The organism is Actinomadura sp. 7K507 (assembly GCF_004348425.1).
GTDB lineage: Bacteria > Actinomycetota > Actinomycetes > Streptosporangiales > Streptosporangiaceae > Spirillospora.
On sequence record NZ_SMKK01000068.1, the window covers coordinates 1 to 17,461 of the forward strand.

The window sequence follows — 17,461 nt, forward strand, 5'->3', positions numbered from 1 at the left end:
GCGGCGTGCTGTCGAGGATGGCAGTAACGGTCCCGCCGCGACGTGCGGAACGGCGTGGCGTGACGAGCGTCACTCGGTCGGGATCGTTTGTGGGGGACCTCACATGAGGCCCGCCGCGCGGTCCCGCCGGCGGGTGCCGGACGCCTCGCTCGGTGCCCCGGCGAGGGTTCGAACAGTAGCCGCAAAGCGGTGCCCGGTGCCGCAAATGGGGCCGGAACGGGGGGATTTTCACGATCATGCGAAAGTCCCAGCAAGGCGGCGGGATGCACGGTCGAGGGCCCGCAGTTGTGTACACTCTGTATTCAGGACACTCCAAGGAGTGATTTTCGTGAATTTGTGGCGGGCTAAACGGCACTTCACGTTGCCTAATGGGCGGTGAACTCGCTAGTTTCCCAACCCGTCCGACTCCGTCGAGTGGAAACCTGAGGTGACCCGGCGTGGCTCTTCCGCCCCTAACCCCCGAACAGCGCGCCGCAGCCCTGGAGAAGGCTGCCAAGGCGCGCAAGGAGCGGGCCGAGGTTAAGAACCGGCTCAAGCACGGGGGAACCTCGCTCGCCGAGGTTCTCAAAGAGGGTCAGTCCGACGACGTCATCGGAAAGATGAAGGTGTCGGCCCTTCTGGAATCGCTGCCCGGTGTGGGCAAGGTCCGTGCGAAGCAGATCATGGAGCGTCTGGGCATCGCCGAGTCCCGCCGTGTGCGGGGCCTCGGCGCCAACCAGCGCGCATCCCTGGAGCGTGAGTTCGGCGGAAGTGCGAACCGCTGACGCGCGACTCACGGGCGGGCGCGGCGGCCAGGCCGCCGCGGCCGGCTCGGGGCGACCCGAATCCGGCACCATCCCGTCCGGCTCCGGCGCGACGGCCGAGCACTTCTCATTCCCGGCAGGCCCGTGCAGGCCACGCCTCCGCGGACAGGCCGGATGAGAATGGTCGACCCAGTGCCGGAAGGCTCCGAACCGCATGACCCGCTCACGCGGCGCCTGACGGTCCTGTCCGGGCCGTCGGGCGTCGGCAAGAGCACGGTCGTCGCCGAGATCCGGCGATCACACCCCCAGGTGTGGCTGTCGGTCTCGGTGACCACCCGGCCCCCCCGGCCGGGTGAGACCCACGGTGTGCAGTACTACTTCGTCGACGACGCCGGTTTCGACCGGCTCGTCGGCGAAGGAGAGCTCCTCGAATGGGCCGAGTTCGCGGGCAACCGCTACGGAACCCCGCGGCGGCCCGTCGAGGAGCGCCTCGCCCGCGGCGAGCCGGTGCTCCTGGAGATCGACCTGCAGGGCGCCCGGCAGGTGCGCCGCTCCATGGCCGAGGCACGGCTGGTGTTCCTCGCGCCGCCGAGCTGGGAGGAGCTCGTCCGCCGTCTGACCGGCCGCGGCACCGAGCCCCCCGAGGTCATCGGGCGCCGCCTCGACGCCGCCCGCGTCGAACTCGCCGCCGAGAAGGAGTTCGACGTCACGCTCGTCAACACGTCCGTCCAGGACGTGTGCGTTGAGCTGCTAGCCTTGATGGCTGTCCACTAGCGTGACGTCCGCCGTGGCCGGCGGGCGATGATCGCACGTGGTCACAAGACCCGCACGTGGTTAACAAGTCCTAGGGGAAGGCCACCGAGTGGCAGCCAGCAATGAGGGCATCACCAATCCTTCGATCGACGAGCTCCTCGAGGTCGTCGACACCAAGTACGGCCTCGTGAGCATCGCGGCCAAGCGCGCACGGCAGATCAACGCCTACTACGCCCAGCTGGGCGAGGGCCTGCTGGAGTACGTCGGCCCGCTCGTCGAGACGCAGGTCCAGGAGAAGCCGCTGTCGATCGCCCTGCGCGAGACGCGCGAGGGCCTCCTGAACGCCGAGCCCATCGAGGGCTGAGAGAGCCCCGTGGCGGCCGAGGCCGCCCGAGGCGCCTTCCGGGGCGGCCCCGGACCCCGGCGCGCGGGTGTCCGGCACCGGATGGGAAAGTGGCGGACATGACCTCCCCCAAGCCGCGCGTCGTGCTCGGAGTGAGCGCCGGAATCGCCGCGTACAAGGCGTGCGAGCTGCTCCGGCGGCTCACCGAGTCGGGGCACGACGTCACCGTCGTCCCGACCGCCGACGCGCTCCGCTTCGTCGGGGAGCCCACCTGGGCGGCCCTGTCCGGCAATCCGGTCTCGTCCCGGGTGTGGGACGGCGTCGCCGAGGTCCCGCACGTCCGGCTCGGGCAGGCCGCCGACCTGGTGTTCGTCGCCCCCGCCACCGCCGACCTGCTGGCCCGCGCCGCGAACGGCCTGGCGGACGACCTGCTCACCAACACCCTCCTCACCGCGCGGTGCCCGGTGGTGTTCGCGCCCGCGATGCACACCGAGATGTGGGAGCACCCGGCGACGCGGGCGAACGTCGCGACGCTGCGGGCCCGCGGCGTCGTGGTGGTCGAACCGGCCTCCGGGCGGCTCACCGGCAAGGACACCGGCACCGGCCGGCTGCCGGACCCGGCCGAGCTGTTCGAGGTCGCCCGGCACGTCCTGGCCCGCGGTACCGGGGGCCGCGACCTCGCCGGACGGCACGTCGTCGTCTCCGCCGGGGGCACCCGGGAGGCCATCGACCCCGTCCGCTTCATCGGGAACCGCTCGTCCGGCCTGCAGGGCTACGCCCTCGCCCGCACGGCCGTGGCCCGCGGCGCCCGGGTCACCCTGGTCTCCGCCAACGTCGCGCTGCCCGAGCCGGCCGGGGCCCGGACGGTGCCCACCGGGTCGGCCGAGGAGATGCGCAGGGCCGTCCTGGAGGCCGCGGGCACCGCCGACGCGGTCGTCATGGCCGCCGCCGTCGCCGACTTCCGCCCGTCCGGCTACCAGGGCTCGAAGATCAAGAAGACCGAGGGCGGCGAACCGGAGCCGATCCGGCTGGTCAAGAACCCCGACATCCTGGCCGAACTGGGTGAGACCCGTCACCCCGGGCAGGTGATCGTCGGCTTCGCCGCCGAGACCGAGAACGTCCTTGACAACGGCCGCGCCAAGCTCGCCCGCAAGCGCAGCGACCTCCTCGTCGTCAACCAGGTCGGCGAGGACCTGACCTTCGGGCGCCCCGACAACGCCGCCGTGATCCTCGGCGCGGACGGCTCGCAGACCGAGGTGCCGCGCGGTGCCAAGGAGGCGCTCGCCGAGATCGTCTGGGACCTCGTCGCCGCCCGTTTCGCCCCCTTTCCACCCGACTGACCGTGCCCCGGCCGAATCCCATCCGAGCCCTTGGCCTAGCCTCGACCCAGCCCTCGATCGACATCGCCACCCGACCCACCGGAGGTGCCCGCGCAGGCCCGCACTAGTGGTGCTCTGCGACGATCCCGCTAGACTTCGCCCCTGAGACCCGTGGGAAGCCCGGCGGGGAGCAGTTCCCCAGCCGAAGTCGACAAGAATCCGTTCTGCGACGACAGTCAGCAGCCGCTGCAAGGAGTTCACGTACGTGCCTCGCCGCCTGTTCACCTCCGAATCCGTCACCGAAGGCCACCCGGACAAGATTGCGGACCAGATCAGCGACGCGATCCTCGACTCGATGATCAAGGACGACCCGGGCAGCCGGGTCGCGGTCGAGACGATGATCACAACCGGTCAGGTGCATGTGGCCGGTGAGGTCACCACCCAGACCTATGTGGACATCCCAGGGGTGATCCGGGAGAAGATCCTGGAGATCGGCTACGACTCGTCCAAGAAGGGCTTCGACGGCCACTCCTGCGGCGTGTCGGTGTCCATCGGCGCCCAGTCGCCCGACATCGCCCAGGGCGTCGACGACGCCTACGAGAACCGCGAGGGCGAGGGCACGGACGACCTGGACCGGCAGGGCGCCGGCGACCAGGGCCTGATGTTCGGCTACGCCACCAACGAGTCGCCCGACCTGATGCCGCTGCCGATCACGCTCGCGCACCGGCTCGCGCACCGGCTGTCGGCGGTCCGCAAGAACGGGGACGTCCCCTACCTGCGTCCCGACGGCAAGACCCAGGTCACCATCGAGTACGACGGCGACCGCGGCGTCCGCCTCGACACCGTCGTCGTGTCCAGCCAGCACGCGCCGGACATCGACCTGAAGGAACTGCTGACCCCCGACATCAAGGAGCACGTCGTCGACCCGGTGCTCGCCGGGTTCGACCTCGACACCGACGGCTACCGGCTGCTGGTCAACCCGACCGGCCGCTTCGAGATCGGCGGCCCGATGGGCGACGCCGGGCTCACCGGCCGCAAGATCATCGTCGACACCTACGGCGGCATGGCCCGGCACGGCGGCGGCGCGTTCTCCGGCAAGGACCCGTCCAAGGTCGACCGGTCCGCCGCGTACGCGATGCGCTGGGTCGCCAAGAACATCGTCGCCGCGCAGCTCGCCGACCGCGCCGAGGTCCAGGTCGCCTACGCGATCGGCAAGGCCCACCCGGTCGGCGTGTTCGTGGAGACGTTCGGCACCGAGAAGGTCGCCCCCGAGAAGATCGAGAAGGCCATCTCCGAGGTCTTCGACCTGCGTCCGGGCGCGATCGTCCGCGACCTGGACCTGCTCCGCCCGATCTACCAGCAGACCGCCGCGTACGGCCACTTCGGCCGCACGGAGCCCGGCTTCTCCTGGGAGTCGACGGACCGCGCCAAGGACCTCGCCTCCGCCGCGGGCCTGTAACCCGGCCGCCCGTCACGACGGGCCGCACTGAACGAGGAATGAGCCCCGGGGACTTCCCCGGGGCTCATTCGTCGTTGGTGAGGCCCCGTGGTCAGTTGGTGCCGTGGTCGGTTGGTGCCCTGCGTGCGCCGGTCAGGATTCGCACTGGTTCCCGCGCTGCAGGCCGTAGGGGCCGTCGATCGTGAAGCGGCCGGGCGTCTTCGCCGTCATCCGGACGAAGTCGCCCGCGCGCGTCAGGCACGCGTCCCCGCCCGTCACCCTCAGCCAGGGCGACCAGTGGACGCGCATCAGGACAGACCCCCTAAACGGCATGTCCACGACCAGCTTGCCGGAGTCGAGCGCGTGCACGGACGCCGGGCGGTCGACCAGAGGCGTCGCGCGCAGGACGCGGAACAGGCGCCAGTGCTCGTCCTGCCAGACCTCCGTCAGGTACGGCTGGCCCTTCTCGACCAGCGCGGCCTCCTCCTGCGCCGACCAGTCGGCCTCCTGCTCGGGCAGGGCGACGTACTGCACCGCCCACCTGTGGAGCCAGTCGCGGTAGGAGTCGGGCGTCAGCGCGCCGTCCTCGTAGAACAGCTCGTGGCGTTCGGCGTCGACCTGCCGGTTCCAGCCGCGCGCGAGGACGAAGTGGCGGCTCATGCCGGACGACTCCCAGTGGGAGCGCAGCGGCACGACCTCGATGCGTCCCTTGTCCGCGTCGAGGTCCTTCAGCTCGGAGATGAGCCCGCTGGCGTGCACGGCGGCCTCGTCGGCGGGCTCGGTGTGGATGAGGTCGTCCACGGGTTTCACGACCTGCCACGACGCGGTGACGATGAACGCCAGGGACAGGACGGCGATGCGGAGACGCCCCTGCGCGCGCGCCACGGCCGACAGCAGGAACATCCCGCCGAACAGCAGGGAGAGCCGTTCGACGTTGCTGCCGACCGGGGAGGGGATCAGCCAGGTCAGGGCGATCCCGGCCAGGTAGACGCCGGCGCCGATCCGGATGAACGCCCAGTTCTTCGGCGCGCACGTCAGTATCGCGATCACGCTGGTGATGGCGGGCAGGACGATGGCGGTGAGCGAGATGGGCTGGATGCCGTCGAAGGGGAACAGCAGGCTCGTCGTGCCCACCACGAGGGGCAGGCCGATGGCGACGCAGACGCCGGCGCGGCGGCGCCCGGTCACGATCAGCGCCGCGGCCAGCACCAGGAGGAAGAGCCCCGCGACCGGGCTGGCGAGTGAGGCGAGCACGCTGAGGCCGGCCATCCCCGCCGCGCGCAGGGCGGGTGTGCCGCGCGGGGTGAACGCCACGATCGTCGCCATGAGCGCGAACATGAGCCCCAGGCCGAACGTGGTCCGGCCGGACGCGGCGTTGCACACCAGCGCGAACGCGGCCCAGAGGGAGGCGGGCAGCGCCACGGGCGCCTTGAACCGCCGCAGAAGGTGCGCCGTCAGCGCGGCCGAGACCGTGCCGGTGACCACGGCGACCGTGCGTATGCCGAACAGCGCCATCAGGTGCGGCGACAGGACGCTGTAGGAGGCGGGGTGCATCCCGCCGTACCAGAAGAAGCTGTACGCGGCGTCCGGGTGCTCCCAGGCGAAGTCCGTCCAGGCGGCCTGCGCGGCCAGGTCGCCGCCCTCGGTCGCCAGGTACAGCGCCCACACCAGGTGGAGGACGGCCGCGGCGAACGTGGCCGCCACCACGGGGTGGCGCGGGCTCGCCCACTTTCTCCAGGGCGGCCGGGACGGAGGTCGCGGACGGCGGCTTGATGGCCCCTGCCGGGCAGAGTCGTCCGCCCGTTCTTGAGTATGCGCTGTGGTCATCGCCTGCACGGGCTCGTCGGACGGTGAGGGCACGGAAGGCATCGGGCGATGAGCCGGCGGACGCGCACCCCGTTCGAACGGACCAACCCTAGCGTGCGCGATCCCTGGCGTGCGCGATCGACTGTCGGGCTGATCTGGTAGGACGGGGGCGTGACGAAGGACGGCGGGGGGACGGACCTGATCCCGGGCCTGGACGATCTGCCGGAGACGCCCACGGAGAAGCCGAGCGAATCCGGGAAGTCTCCCAAGTCCGGGAAGCCGGCCGCCGCGGGGAAGACCGGCAAGGCGGTGAAGGCCGGGAAGAAGGGGGCGCGCCGTCCCGCCGAGGAGCGGCCCGTCGCGCGGATCGCGGTCGACATGTCCCTTCCGCATCTCGATCGCCCCTTCGACTACCTGGTCCCCGCCGAGCTGGACGCCAAGGCCGTCCCCGGATGCCGGGTGCGGGTGCGCTTCGCCGGGCAGCTCGTCGACGGATTCGTGCTGGAGCGGGTCGCGGAGAGCGACCACGACGGGAAGCTGCTCTACCTGGAGCGGGTCACCTCACCCGAACCCGTCCTCACTCCGGAGATCGCGGCGCTGGTGCGGGAGGTCGCGGACCGGTACGCGGGAACGTTCGCGGACGTTCTCCGGCTGGCCGTGCCGCCACGGCACGCCCGCGTCGAGGCGGAACGCGCGCCCGCCCGTGACGACGCCGAGCCCGGCGAGGCCGTGTCCGACGACGGCGAGGCCGTGTCCGACGATGTTGTGGCCGTGCCTGACGACGGTGGGGCCGAGCCCTCCGGGGACGATGAGACGCCCTCTGCCGGCGTGTGGAGCGACTATCCGGCCGGGGCGTCGTTCCTGAGGGCGCTGGCAGGCGGCAAGGGGCCGCGGGCGGTGTGGACGGCGCTCCCGGGGCCCGACTGGACGGCGGCCATAGCGCGCGCCGTCGCCGTGACGCTGCGGGGCGGACGCGGCGCACTGGTCGTCGTGGCGGACGGCCGCGACGTGGCCCGCGTGGACGCCGCGCTGAAGGCTGAGCTGGGGGAGGGCCTGCATGTCGCGCTGACGGCGGAGCCGGGCCCGGCGGAGCGGTACCGGAGATGGCTGGCCGTCCTGCGCGGAACCGCGCGGGCGGTGGTCGGCACGCGCGCCGCCATGTTCGCGCCCGTCGCCGACCTCGGGCTCGTCGCGCTGTGGGACGACGGTGACGACGTCCACGCGGAGCCGCACGCCCCGTATCCGCATCCCCGGGATGTGCTGGCCCTGCGCGCCCACAGGACGGGCGCCGCGGCGCTGGTGGGCGGATTCACCAGGACCACCGACGCCACCCAGCTCGTGGAGTCCGGCTGGGCGCACACGCTCGCCGCGGACCGGGGGCGCGTCCGTACGGCGATGCCCCGCGTCCGGTACGTGGGGGAGGACGCGCAACTCGCCCGCGACGCCGCCGCCCGCACCGCGCGCCTGCCGAACGTCGCGTTCGACGCGGCCCGGCGGGCACTGGAGGACGGGCCCGTTCTCGTGCAGGTCCCAAGGCGCGGATACGTCCCGGGCATCGCGTGCGGCCGCTGCCGTACACCGGCACGGTGCGCGGCGTGCGAAGGGCCCCTGTCGCTGCCGTCGTCCCATGCCGCCCCGTACTGCCGCTGGTGCGGACGCATCGCCGGCGACTGGCATTGCCCCGAGTGCGGCTTCGTCCAGCTCCGTGCCGTGGTGGTCGGCGCCAAGCGCACCGCGGAGGAACTGGGCAGGGCCTTCCCCGGCGTGCCGGTGCGGACCTCTGGGCGGGACGCCATTCTCGAACGGATCGGCCCTGAACGGGCTCTGGTGGTGTCGACGCCGGGTGCCGAGCCGCCCGCAGAAGGCGGGTACAGGGCCGCCCTCCTGCTGGACGGCTGGGTGCTGCTCGGACGGCCGGATCTGCGTGCCGGGGAGGAGACGCTGCGGCGCTGGATGAACGCTGCGGCGCTGGTCCGTCCGCAGGGGCCGGTCGTGGTGGCCGCCGAAGGGTCGCTGCCCGCCGTCCAGGCCCTCGTCCGGTGGGACCCGGTCACCTACGCGGAGCGGGAACTGGCCGAGCGCAGGGAGGTGGGTTTTCCGCCCGCCGCGCGCATGGCCTCCCTGACCGCGACCCCTGCGGCCATCCGGGAGCTTCTGGCCGATACCCGTTTGCCGGATGGCGCGGAGGTGCTCGGGCCTGTCCCCGTCCCGCAGCCGCCCGGTCCGCAGGGGGGCGCCGACGCGCAGGACAAGGAGCGCGCGCTGATCCGCGTGCCCCGGGCCGGAGGGCATGCGCTGGCGCGCGCCCTGAAGGAAGCCCAGGGGGTCCGCAGCGCGCGCAAGGCGGCGGAGACCGTACGAGTCCAGATCGACCCCCTGGAGCTGATCTGACCAATAGGGTTCTCGGGTGGCCGACAACTGGGTAGAGACCACCGTGGGCGACCTGCGGCGGTGGACGGACGAACGCGGCGAGACGCTGGACGAGCCGGGAGCGCGCATCCTGCTCGAACTGGCACAGGAGGAGATGGGCCTGACCGGCCCGGACGAGCTGACCCCGGACGGTCTTCGCGAGCTCCTGCTGCGCGTGTTCCCCGAGTCCGTGGTCGCCGGGCGCGAGGACGTCCCCACCGTCCTGGACGTCCTCCGCCGGATCGTCGCGTACCTGGAGGACACGGGTGTCGTCACCGGGAGCGGCGCCGCCGCCCTGAAGGCCGAGATCGACCGGACCGGTCCCGAGTTCACGGACCTGGTCGCCGAGGTCGACACCGAGGAGCGGCACGCGGCCGCAGAGGTCATCGGCGGGCTGATGCAGGCCGACGGGGTCTCCCTGGACGACCAGGATGCGGTCGAGGCGTGGATCCGCGACTTCGAGGCGCTCCCAGAGGAGGAGCGCTACGCCCGCACCGAGGGGTACCTGCAGCAGGTCGAGGAACTGGTCGTCCCGCCCGTGCGGCTCGCCCCCGAGGCGGAGCTGGCCAAGGCCGTGCGCCGCTCCCCGCTGACCGAGAACGTGCTCGCCCTGGCCGGCTGGACGGGCGAACGCGACCTCACCGAGCACGACACCCTCACCGAGGCCGACGCGGAGGCCGCGAGCCTCGCGCTGGGGCTGGAGGTTCCTCGGCGCCACGGCCAGATGGAGGACGCGGGCGAGCTGGAACGGCTCTGGTGGGCCGCCCTGGAGACGGAGGTCATCACCGCCGAGGACGGCAAGTCCGCCCCCGGCCCCGCCCTGGACGGACTCCGATCCAGCGATGACGCGGCACTGCTCGGTGCGTGGCTGCCGTTGTTCGACGCCCTGATCGTGCCCGGTCACGACTATGCGGACGGCCTGGACGCGGTCGAACTCGTCCAGAACGAGATGACCGGCGTCCTCATCCACCTGTACGAGCAGGAGGACCCGGCCGAGCCTGAGGCCCTGGTCGGCGCATTGCTCGACCACATCGAGGACGCCTACGACCTCACCGACGCCGACACCATGCCCTCGCTCGTGTCGGACGCGTTCTTCCTCGAACTGACGGCCCTTGAGGAGTGGGGCGTGATCGAGACGTCCGGCAAGGGGCGGGCGCTGACTCCGCTGGGCGTGTGGGCCGTCCGGGAGCTGCTGCTCGCGGACGGGTTCGTCGCGCCCGTCATCGGCGACCTGGCAGGAGCCAGGGCGTCTGAGCTCATCGCTGGCCTCACCTGGTACCGGCCGGAGGCCGCCGACGAGGAGATCGACGGCTGGCTGGCGGGCCACGACCCCAAGGACGCCGCCGCCGACCTCCTGGACGTCATGCGAACCGGCGGCCCCGGCGCCCGCAACCTCGCCGCGGCCGTCCTGCACCGCATCGGCCCCGAGGCCACCGCCGTGGTCCGCGCCGCGCAGGAGCATCCGCTGGTCTCGCCCTACGCCGCGCTCTGGCTCAACGCCATGGGGGACCCGGCCGGGCATGAGCTGGGCCGCGAGGAGTACCTGTGGGTGTTCGTCGACACCGTCGCCGGGATGATGGAGACCGCCGACCCCGGGGAGGCGGTCGATGCGGCCCTGATCGACGCGCCTCCGGGGGCGGAGATGGAGTCGATGGTCGACGACATGTGGCGGACCGACCACCCCGGTGTGGCGGACGTCCTGGAGGCCCTGGGCGCGCACCATCCCGACAAGGCGACCGCCAAGGCCGCTCGGACGGCCGCCTACAAGGCGCGCTCAGCGCCCGGGGGAACACGCCGCAGCGTGTGAATGTTCACGGGACGTCTCCATAGACTGGACGGAGACCCCACGGTGCGCGAAGCGCACGAACCACGAACCGCAGGAACTCGTAGCAACCTTGCAGGAAACGGAGTCCCGTTGGCCGTCAAGCCCATCCGCCTTTTCGGCGATCCCGTGCTGCGTACTCCCGCGGAGCCGGTGAAGGACTTCGACAAGGAACTGCGCCAGCTCGTCAAGGACCTCACCGACACGATGGTCGACGCTCCCGGCGCGGGCCTCGCCGCACCTCAGCTCGGCGTGGGCCTGCGCGTGTTCACCTACTACGTCGACGATCGGCTGGGCCACGTCGTCAACCCGACCCTGGACCTGTCGGACGAGCAGGAGACCGACGACGAGGGCTGCCTGTCCCTTCCCGGTCTGGCGTTCCCCACCGCACGCGCCGTCCGGGCCGTGGCGAAGGGCTTCAACATGCACGGGGAGCCGATCACGCTGGAGGGGACCCACATGCTGGCCCGCTGCGTCCAGCACGAGACCGACCACCTGGACGGGATCATCTTCATCGACCGGATGGACCCCGAGCAGCGCAAGGCCGCGATGAAGGCGATCAGGGAGGCCGAGTGGTTCGGCGACCCGGCCCCCGTCGTCAAGGAGTCGCCGCACCGCACCTTCGGGAAGGCGATCTAGGTGCGGCTCGCCCATTCGGCAGCGCAGCGCCGGGACGCCGTCAAGAGGGGGCGGTAACCGTGCGACTCGTCTTCGCCGGGACGCCCGAGACCGCGCTCCCGTCCCTGAAATCGCTTCTGGGGTCCTCGCACGAGGTCGCCGCGGTAGTGACCCGCCCGGACGGGCGTTCGGGCCGTGGGCGCCGTCTGAGCGCCAGCCCGGTGGCTTCGCTGGCCGCCGAGGCCGGCGTCGAGGTGCTCAAGCCCGCCAAGGCCCGGGATCCGGAGTTCCTCGACCGGCTCCGCGAGATCGCGCCGGACTGCTGCCCGGTCGTGGCCTACGGGGCGCTCCTGCCCCGTGAGGCCTTGGACATCCCGGCGTACGGCTGGGTGAACCTGCACTTCTCGTTGCTGCCGGCGTGGCGTGGCGCCGCCCCGGTCCAGCGCGCGATCCTGCACGGCGACGACGTCACCGGCGCGGCCACGTTCCAGATCGAGGAGGGCCTGGACACCGGCCCGGTCTACGGCGTCCTCACCGAGCCGATCCGTGCGGCCGACACCACCGGTGACCTCCTGGGCCGCCTGGCCGTCGCCGGAGCAAGCCTCCTGCTGGACACGATGAACGGCATCGAAGAGGGCGTTCTGGAGCCGCGGCCCCAGCCCACGGAGGGCGTGTCCCACGCGGCCAAGCTGACGCCCGAGGACGGTCGCGTCGACTGGAACACCCCGGCCCTGCACATCGACCGTCTCGTCCGCGCATGCACGCCCGCCCCCGGAGCGTGGACGAACTTCCGTGACATGCGGGTCAAGCTGGGGCCGGTCCGTCCGGTGCCCGGCGCGGAGAAACTGGCACCCGGGGAGCTGCGTCCCGGCAAGAACGAGGTGCTGGCGGGAACGGCGACGCATCCCGTCGCCCTGGGCGAGGTCCAGCCGCAGGGCAAGCGCCGCATGGCCGTCGCCGACTGGATCCGCGGCGTCGACCTCACCGGCGGCGCCTACTTCACCAGCGGCGCCGAACCCACCAGTGGCGCCGACTCCACCAGCAAGGACGCCCTGCACTGATGCCGCCCGCCCGTAACCGCCGACACACTCAGAACCGCAGGCCGGGCGGCCCCCGCAAGACGGGCCGTCCCCAGGACCTCGTCCGGCGCACCGCGTTCGACGTGATCCGCGCGGTCGACACCCGCGACGCCTACGCCAACCTGCTGCTGCCCGCCCGCCTGCGCGACCGCGGCCTCACCGGACGCGACGCCGCCCTCGCCACCGAACTGACCTATGGCACCCTGCGCGGCCGCGGCACCTACGACGCGGTGCTCGCGCTGTGCAGCGACCGCGAGCTGCGCCGCATCGACGCGCCGCTCCTGGACGTCCTCCGCCTCGGCGCCCACCAGATCCTCGCGACCCGTATCCCGCCGCACGCCGCGGTGGGGACCGCGGTGGAACTGGCGCGCTCGGTCTCCGGCCCGGGGCAGGCCAAGTTCGCCAACGCCGTGCTCCGCAAGGTCACCACCCGCGACATGGACGGCTGGCTGGAGATCGTGGCTCCCGCCGGCGCCGACCCGACCACCCGACTCTCGATCGCGCACAGCCACCCCAAGTGGATCGTGTCCGCCATGCGGGACGCCGTCGGCAAGGGCGAGATCGAAGAACTCCTCGCCGCGGACAACGCCCGCCCCCGGGTCACCCTGGTCGCCCGTCCGGGCCGAGCCACCGTCCAGGAGCTTTACGACGCGGGCGCAGAGCCCGCGCCGTACTCGCCCTACGCCGCTCTGCTGCCCGAAGGGGACCCGGCGAACATCGCCGCCGTCCGTGATGGGCGCGCCGCCGTCCAGGACGAGGCCAGCCAGATCGTCGCCCTGGCTCTGGCCGAAGCGCCCTTGGACGGCCCTGACACTCATTGGGCCGACCTGTGTGCGGGCCCCGGAGGCAAGGCGGGACTCCTGTCGGCCGTCGCCACCGAACGAGGCGCGCGGCTCCTGGCGGCCGACATCGCGCCGCATCGCGCCGGGCTCGTCCAGCGCGCGGTCGATGACCGCGCCGGAGTGGTCGCCGCCGACGGCATGGCGCCCGCCTGGCGCCCCGGATGCTTCGACCGCGTGATGGTGGACGCGCCCTGCACCGGGCTCGGTGCGCTCCGCCGCCGCCCGGAGGCCCGCTGGCGCCGCGGCCCCGAGTCGGTCGCCGAACTCGGTCCCCTCCAGCGCGGGCTGCTCGGCTCGGCCCTGGAGTCCGTCCGCCCCGGCGGCGTGGTCGCCTACGTCACCTGCTCGCCCCACATGGCCGAGACCCGGGTGGTGGTCGACGACGTCCTGCGCGGGCGCGACGACGTCGAACGGCTCGACGCACCTTCGGTTCTGACGTCCCTCGCGCATGACCTAACCGGCCTGGGGAACGGCCCCTACGCGCAGTTCTGGCCGCATCGCCACGGGACGGACGCGATGTTCCTGGCCTTGTTGCGCCGCACCTAGCGTCTGGGGGTTCCGTGCTGACCGGCTTCTGGGACGTTGTGTCGTTCCTGGGAAGCGCGGCCTTCTACGTTCCCTTGCTCCTGGTCGTGTTCTGGTGCGTGGCGCCACGCATGGCAGCACGTGCCACGGTCATCCTGCTGTTCAGCGCTTTCGTCAACACTTTCCTGAAGCTCCTCTTCCACGACCCCCGCCCATACTGGACGGACCCCACGGTCGAAGGGGAGCAGCCGCACTCGTCTTTCGGGATGCCGTCCGGTCATGCCCAGAACGCGCCGGTGGCCTGGGGCTTCTGGGCCGCCCATTCCCGGCGGCGGCCCCTGTGGGCGGCAACGGCCGTCATCATCGCCTTGATCGGTCTCTCCCGCGTCTTTCTGGGCGTCCACTCGATCGGCCAGGTCCTGGCCGGCTGGGGAATCGGCCTGGCCCTCCTGGCGGCCGGCCTGTTCCTGGAACCCGTCATCGTCTCGTGGTGGACCCGCCACCACCTGGCCGTGCAGATGGCGCTCGCCCTGGCGGTCCCCTTGCTGCTCCTGGGGGCCGCGTGGGTCGCGTTCCAACCCATCCAGGACTGGCGGTGGCCGAATGCCTGGGCCAGGGCCATCCGGGCGGCCGGAGGCGACACCGAACCGGTCGACCTGGTCGAGTCGGCCAGGCTCGCAGGAGGCTTCTCCGGAGTCCTGGCCGGCTTCTCCCTGCTGGCGGCCCGCGGCTGGTTCGACGCCGCCGGAGAACTCTGGCGCCGCCTTGCACGCCTCCCCGTGGCGCTGGCCGGCGCGGCGGTCGTCTACCTGCCCGCCCTCCTTTTCGACGGAACCGACCTCGTCCAGGCGTACATCGTCCAAGCGGTGCTCGGCCTCTGGGTCACGGCCGGCGCGCCGGAGGCCTTCGTCCGCCTCCGCCTGGCGGCCCGGCCCACCCCCGCGCTCACCCGGCCGGGTGACGAGCCGTCGGAGCTACGCCAATAGACTCTGGGCATCATGGCTCCTCAGATCGCACCCAGCATCCTGTCCGCGGACTTCGCCACCCTGGCCGACGACGTCGCGCGCATCGCCGGCTCCGCCGACTGGGTCCACGTCGACGTCATGGACAACCACTTCGTCCCGAACCTCACCCTGGGACTGCCGGTGGTTCAGGCACTGCTCAAGCACAGCGCGCTGCCCCTCGACTGCCACCTGATGATCGAGGACCCGGACCGCTGGGCCCCTGAATACGCCGAGGCCGGTGCGAAGAGCGTCACCATCCACGCCGAGGCGGCCAAGGCCCCCATCCGCACTCTGCGCACCATCCGCGCCGCGGGCGCGCGCGCAGGGCTGGGCGTCAACCCGGCCACGCCCGTCGACGGTTTCGAAGACCTTCTCGGTGAGATCGACATGCTCCTGCTCATGACCGTCGAGCCCGGCTTCGGCGGCCAGAAGTTCCTGGACGTCGTCCTGCCGAAGGTCCGCCGCGCGCGCGAGCTCATCAAGGGCCGCGACCTCCCCATCTGGCTCCAGGTCGACGGCGGGGTCAGCGCGGAGACCATCGAGCGCTGCGCCGACGCGGGAGCCGACGTGTTCGTCGCGGGCAGCGCCGTCTACGGAGCCGACGACCCCGCCGAGGCCGTCCGCAGGCTACGCGGCCAGGCCGAGGAGGCGACGGCGAAGGCGGACTGGTGATCCTGCCCTGCGCCGCGGTTCTGTTCGACGTGGACGGCACACTGGTCGACTCGACGCCCCTCGTCGAACGGGCGGCCCGCGAATGGGCCGCCGAATACGGCGTCGACGCGGACGAGTTCCTGTCCGACGCCCACGGCCGCCGGACGGCCGACCGCGTGGCCGACTTCCTCCCACCCGGCCAGGTAGCCGAAGCCACCGAACGCCTGGACGCCCTGGAGGCCACCCGCAGCGACGGCATAACCGCCCTGCCCGGCGCCGTCGACCTCCTCACCAACATGAACGGCCTGCCCTGCGCCTTCGTGACCTCCATGGACAGGGCACAGCTGCGGACGCGCACCGAGGTGGCCGCCATCCCGGTCCCTCCCACGGTGGTGACCGCAGAAGACGTCCCGGAAGGAAAACCGGACCCGTCCGGCTACCTGCGGGCGGCCCGGCGCCTGGACGTGGACCCGGCCGCCTGCATCGTCATCGAGGACGCCCCCGCGGGCATAGCCGCCGGCCGCGCCTCCGGCGCCACCGTCCTGGCGGTCCGTACGAGCCATCCACCCGGTGCCCTGTCCGCGGCCCACCACGCCGTCGAAGACCTGACGCGCGTCACGGCCACTCCGACCGGCCTGCGCCTCACCACCGCGAGGTCGGTCGCGATGGCCCGGGTGGCGCGGAGTGTCACCCGAAGAGGGGGCCCACGAGGTTGAGGCCGGGGTGCGGGTCCGAGGCGTAGAGGGCGAAGAGGGCCAGGGCGCCTCCGGCTAGGGAGAGGTCCTTCAGGAACTGGAGCTGCTCCTGCTGGCGGGCCTCCGGGGACTCCTGCTTCCAGAAGTCGTGGAAGACGAACGCGGTGACCAGCAGGAACGGGACCAGGGCGAGGGCCGCGAGGTCGGGCCAGACGCCGAGGACGAGCAGGGCCGACGCCAGGATGATGTACACGCCCGAGACCTGGACGGCGAGCTTCGGCTGCGGGAGCCTCTTGGCGCCCGCGTAGCCGGCCATGGCCTCGGTGGCGGTGAGGTGGCCGATACCGGCGCCGATGAAGATCGCTGTGAAGACGATGCGGGCGATGAGAGCGACGACGTCCATGACTGCCTCCTGGGGGTGGGAATGTCGTCATGCGTCACTTGCGTCCCGTGATCTACCCTCCCTCAAGATCGTTGAACGTTGAAACAACTGGGAGATGTGTTCTGGAACGGGCCACTTCGTGGTGATGGTCACATCGGCCGGGAATGCATCGCGTGGCACACTGGTTGCCAAGCATGAAACGCGTGCTCCGGGGTCGGTGAAATTCCGAACCGGCGGTGACAGTCCGCGACCCGGCCGAAGCCATCGGCCGGTTGACCCGGTGGAACTCCGGGACCGACGGTGAAAGTCCGGATGGGAGGCAGCGCGCGGTACGCCCCTGACCCAGGGGCGTACGCCGATGTATGGACGTCCCCGGAGCCCTGATCAGCCCTGATCTAGGAGGCCCGGGATGTTCACCGGCATCGTCGAAGAACTCGGCGAGATCGTGGGGATCGAGCCCCAGGGAGACTCGGTCACGCTCACGATCCGCGGGGCGCTCGTCACCCAGGACGCCGTGCACGGCGCGTCGATCGCGGTCAACGGCGTCTGCCTCACCGTGGTGGACGTCAAGGACGAGGCCTTCACCGCCGACGTCATCAAGGAGACCCTGGACAAGTCCGGCCTCGGTGCGCTGGAGCCCGGCTCCAAGGTGAACCTGGAACGCCCCGTCCGGCTGTCCGACCGGCTCGGCGGGCACCTGGTCCAGGGCCACGTGGACGGCGTCGGCGAGATCATCTCCCGCGAGCCGGGGGAGCGGTGGGACGTCGTCACGGTGTCCCTGCCCCCCGAACTGGGCCGCTACCTGGTGGACAAGGGCTCGATCACCGTGGACGGCATCAGCCTCACGGTCGTGGAGGCAGGCGCCGACCGGTTCAGCATCGCCCTCATCCCCACGACCCTCTCCCTCACCACGCTCGGCCACAAGAAGCCGGGCGATCCCGTGAACCTCGAAGTGGACGTCGTCGCCAAGTACGTCGAACGCATGCTCGGTGACCGCTCATGAAGAGCTCCGGCGTGACGGTGACGGCGACG

16 protein-coding genes and 1 riboswitch are annotated in these 17,461 nt (G+C 71.9%); of the genes, 14 read left to right on the forward strand and 2 right to left on the reverse strand.

The window, feature by feature from the left end; translation table 11 throughout:
- The first annotated feature begins 437 nt into the window (after nt 1-437).
- From mihF to metK, 5 genes are all read left to right on the forward strand, one after another.
- The gene (gene mihF, locus E1285_RS17320) at nt 438-764 is read left to right on the forward strand and encodes an integration host factor, actinobacterial type (RefSeq protein WP_026405770.1); all 327 of its coding nucleotides are present in this window, start codon (nt 438-440) and stop codon (nt 762-764) included.
- Nucleotides 765-923: 159 nt separating this feature from the next.
- Entirely contained in the window at nt 924-1,517 is a 594-nt protein-coding gene (gene gmk, locus E1285_RS17325; RefSeq protein ID WP_132153281.1) for a guanylate kinase, read from the forward strand.
- Between the two features lie 88 nt (nt 1,518-1,605).
- On the forward strand, nt 1,606-1,860 hold the full coding sequence (gene rpoZ, locus E1285_RS17330) for a DNA-directed RNA polymerase subunit omega (RefSeq protein WP_021597645.1): 255 nt from the start codon (nt 1,606-1,608) through the stop codon (nt 1,858-1,860).
- A gap of 98 nt (nt 1,861-1,958) precedes the next feature.
- Nucleotides 1,959-3,179 (forward strand): bifunctional phosphopantothenoylcysteine decarboxylase/phosphopantothenate--cysteine ligase CoaBC, encoded by a 1,221-nt coding sequence (gene coaBC / locus E1285_RS17335; RefSeq protein WP_132153223.1) that lies wholly within the window; start codon nt 1,959-1,961, stop codon nt 3,177-3,179.
- 244 nt (nt 3,180-3,423) lie between these two features.
- A complete protein-coding gene (gene metK, locus E1285_RS17340) occupies nt 3,424-4,617 on the forward strand; it encodes a methionine adenosyltransferase (protein ID WP_132153225.1) in 1,194 nt (397 codons plus the stop codon).
- Nucleotides 4,618-4,749: 132 nt separating this feature from the next.
- On the opposite strand, the gene E1285_RS17345 is transcribed toward metK, so the two are convergent.
- On the reverse strand, nt 4,750-6,300 hold the full coding sequence (locus E1285_RS17345; RefSeq protein WP_243722854.1) for an MFS transporter: 1,551 nt from the start codon (nt 6,298-6,300) through the stop codon (nt 4,750-4,752).
- Nucleotides 6,301-6,573: 273 nt separating this feature from the next.
- Here E1285_RS17345 and E1285_RS17350 point away from each other — a divergent pair, with 273 nt between their 5' ends.
- The 8 genes from E1285_RS17350 to E1285_RS17385 all read left to right on the forward strand — a co-directional run bounded on the left by E1285_RS17350 (nt 6,574) and on the right by E1285_RS17385 (nt 16,068).
- On the forward strand, nt 6,574-8,793 hold the full coding sequence (locus E1285_RS17350) for a primosomal protein N' (protein WP_132153229.1): 2,220 nt from the start codon (nt 6,574-6,576) through the stop codon (nt 8,791-8,793).
- A gap of 16 nt (nt 8,794-8,809) precedes the next feature.
- Nucleotides 8,810-10,618 carry a hypothetical protein gene (locus E1285_RS17355; RefSeq protein ID WP_132153231.1) on the forward strand — a complete coding sequence of 603 codons (1,809 nt, stop codon included), beginning with the start codon at nt 8,810-8,812 and terminating at the stop codon, nt 10,616-10,618.
- Between the two features lie 108 nt (nt 10,619-10,726).
- The gene (def, locus tag E1285_RS17360; RefSeq protein WP_132153233.1) at nt 10,727-11,272 is read left to right on the forward strand and encodes a peptide deformylase; all 546 of its coding nucleotides are present in this window, start codon (nt 10,727-10,729) and stop codon (nt 11,270-11,272) included.
- 59 nt (nt 11,273-11,331) lie between these two features.
- Nucleotides 11,332-12,312 (forward strand): methionyl-tRNA formyltransferase, encoded by a 981-nt coding sequence (gene fmt, locus E1285_RS17365; protein WP_132153235.1) that lies wholly within the window; start codon nt 11,332-11,334, stop codon nt 12,310-12,312.
- Nucleotides 12,312-13,718, forward strand: a complete 1,407-nt coding sequence (locus tag E1285_RS17370) for a transcription antitermination factor NusB (RefSeq protein ID WP_132153236.1) — start codon at nt 12,312-12,314, stop codon at nt 13,716-13,718. The genes fmt and E1285_RS17370 overlap by 1 nt, the downstream gene beginning before the upstream one ends.
- Before the next feature lie 110 nt (nt 13,719-13,828).
- Nucleotides 13,829-14,683, forward strand: a complete 855-nt coding sequence (locus tag E1285_RS17375) for a phosphatase PAP2 family protein (RefSeq protein ID WP_132153238.1) — start codon at nt 13,829-13,831, stop codon at nt 14,681-14,683.
- 12 nt (nt 14,684-14,695) lie between these two features.
- Nucleotides 14,696-15,373, forward strand: coding sequence for a ribulose-phosphate 3-epimerase (gene rpe / locus E1285_RS17380; protein WP_132153240.1), 678 nt, complete (start codon nt 14,696-14,698; stop codon nt 15,371-15,373).
- Complete coding sequence (locus tag E1285_RS17385) at nt 15,370-16,068, forward strand: HAD-IA family hydrolase (protein WP_132153242.1); 699 nt, start codon at nt 15,370-15,372, stop codon at nt 16,066-16,068. The genes rpe and E1285_RS17385 overlap by 4 nt, the downstream gene beginning before the upstream one ends.
- Here the strand turns inward: E1285_RS17385 and E1285_RS17390 are convergent.
- The gene (locus tag E1285_RS17390; protein WP_132153244.1) at nt 16,040-16,450 is read right to left on the reverse strand and encodes a DoxX family protein; all 411 of its coding nucleotides are present in this window, start codon (nt 16,448-16,450) and stop codon (nt 16,040-16,042) included. The genes E1285_RS17385 and E1285_RS17390 overlap by 29 nt on opposite strands.
- A 178-nt stretch (nt 16,451-16,628) precedes the next feature.
- Nucleotides 16,629-16,759, forward strand: a riboswitch (FMN riboswitch).
- 79 nt (nt 16,760-16,838) lie between these two features.
- Between E1285_RS17390 and E1285_RS17395 the strand changes: the two genes are divergently transcribed.
- Nucleotides 16,839-17,432, forward strand: coding sequence for a riboflavin synthase (locus tag E1285_RS17395; protein ID WP_132153246.1), 594 nt, complete (start codon nt 16,839-16,841; stop codon nt 17,430-17,432).
- Nucleotides 17,433-17,461: the final 29 nt, after the last annotated feature.

Bases quoted from the DNA above. Each gene is read 5' to 3' on its own strand.
- E1285_RS17370 (WP_132153236.1), top strand. From the start codon at position 12,312: ATGCCGCCCGCCCGTAACCGCCGACACACTCAGAACCGCAGGCCGGGC.
- E1285_RS17375 (WP_132153238.1), top strand. From the start codon at position 13,829: ATGGCAGCACGTGCCACGGTCATCCTGCTGTTCAGCGCTTTCGTCAAC.
- coaBC (WP_132153223.1), top strand. From the start codon at position 1,959: ATGACCTCCCCCAAGCCGCGCGTCGTGCTCGGAGTGAGCGCCGGAATC.
- E1285_RS17395 (WP_132153246.1), top strand. From the start codon at position 16,839: ATGTTCACCGGCATCGTCGAAGAACTCGGCGAGATCGTGGGGATCGAG.
- rpe (WP_132153240.1), top strand. From the start codon at position 14,696: ATGGCTCCTCAGATCGCACCCAGCATCCTGTCCGCGGACTTCGCCACC.
- gmk (WP_132153281.1), top strand. From the start codon at position 924: ATGGTCGACCCAGTGCCGGAAGGCTCCGAACCGCATGACCCGCTCACG.
- E1285_RS17390 (WP_132153244.1), bottom strand. From the start codon at position 16,450: ATGGACGTCGTCGCTCTCATCGCCCGCATCGTCTTCACAGCGATCTTC.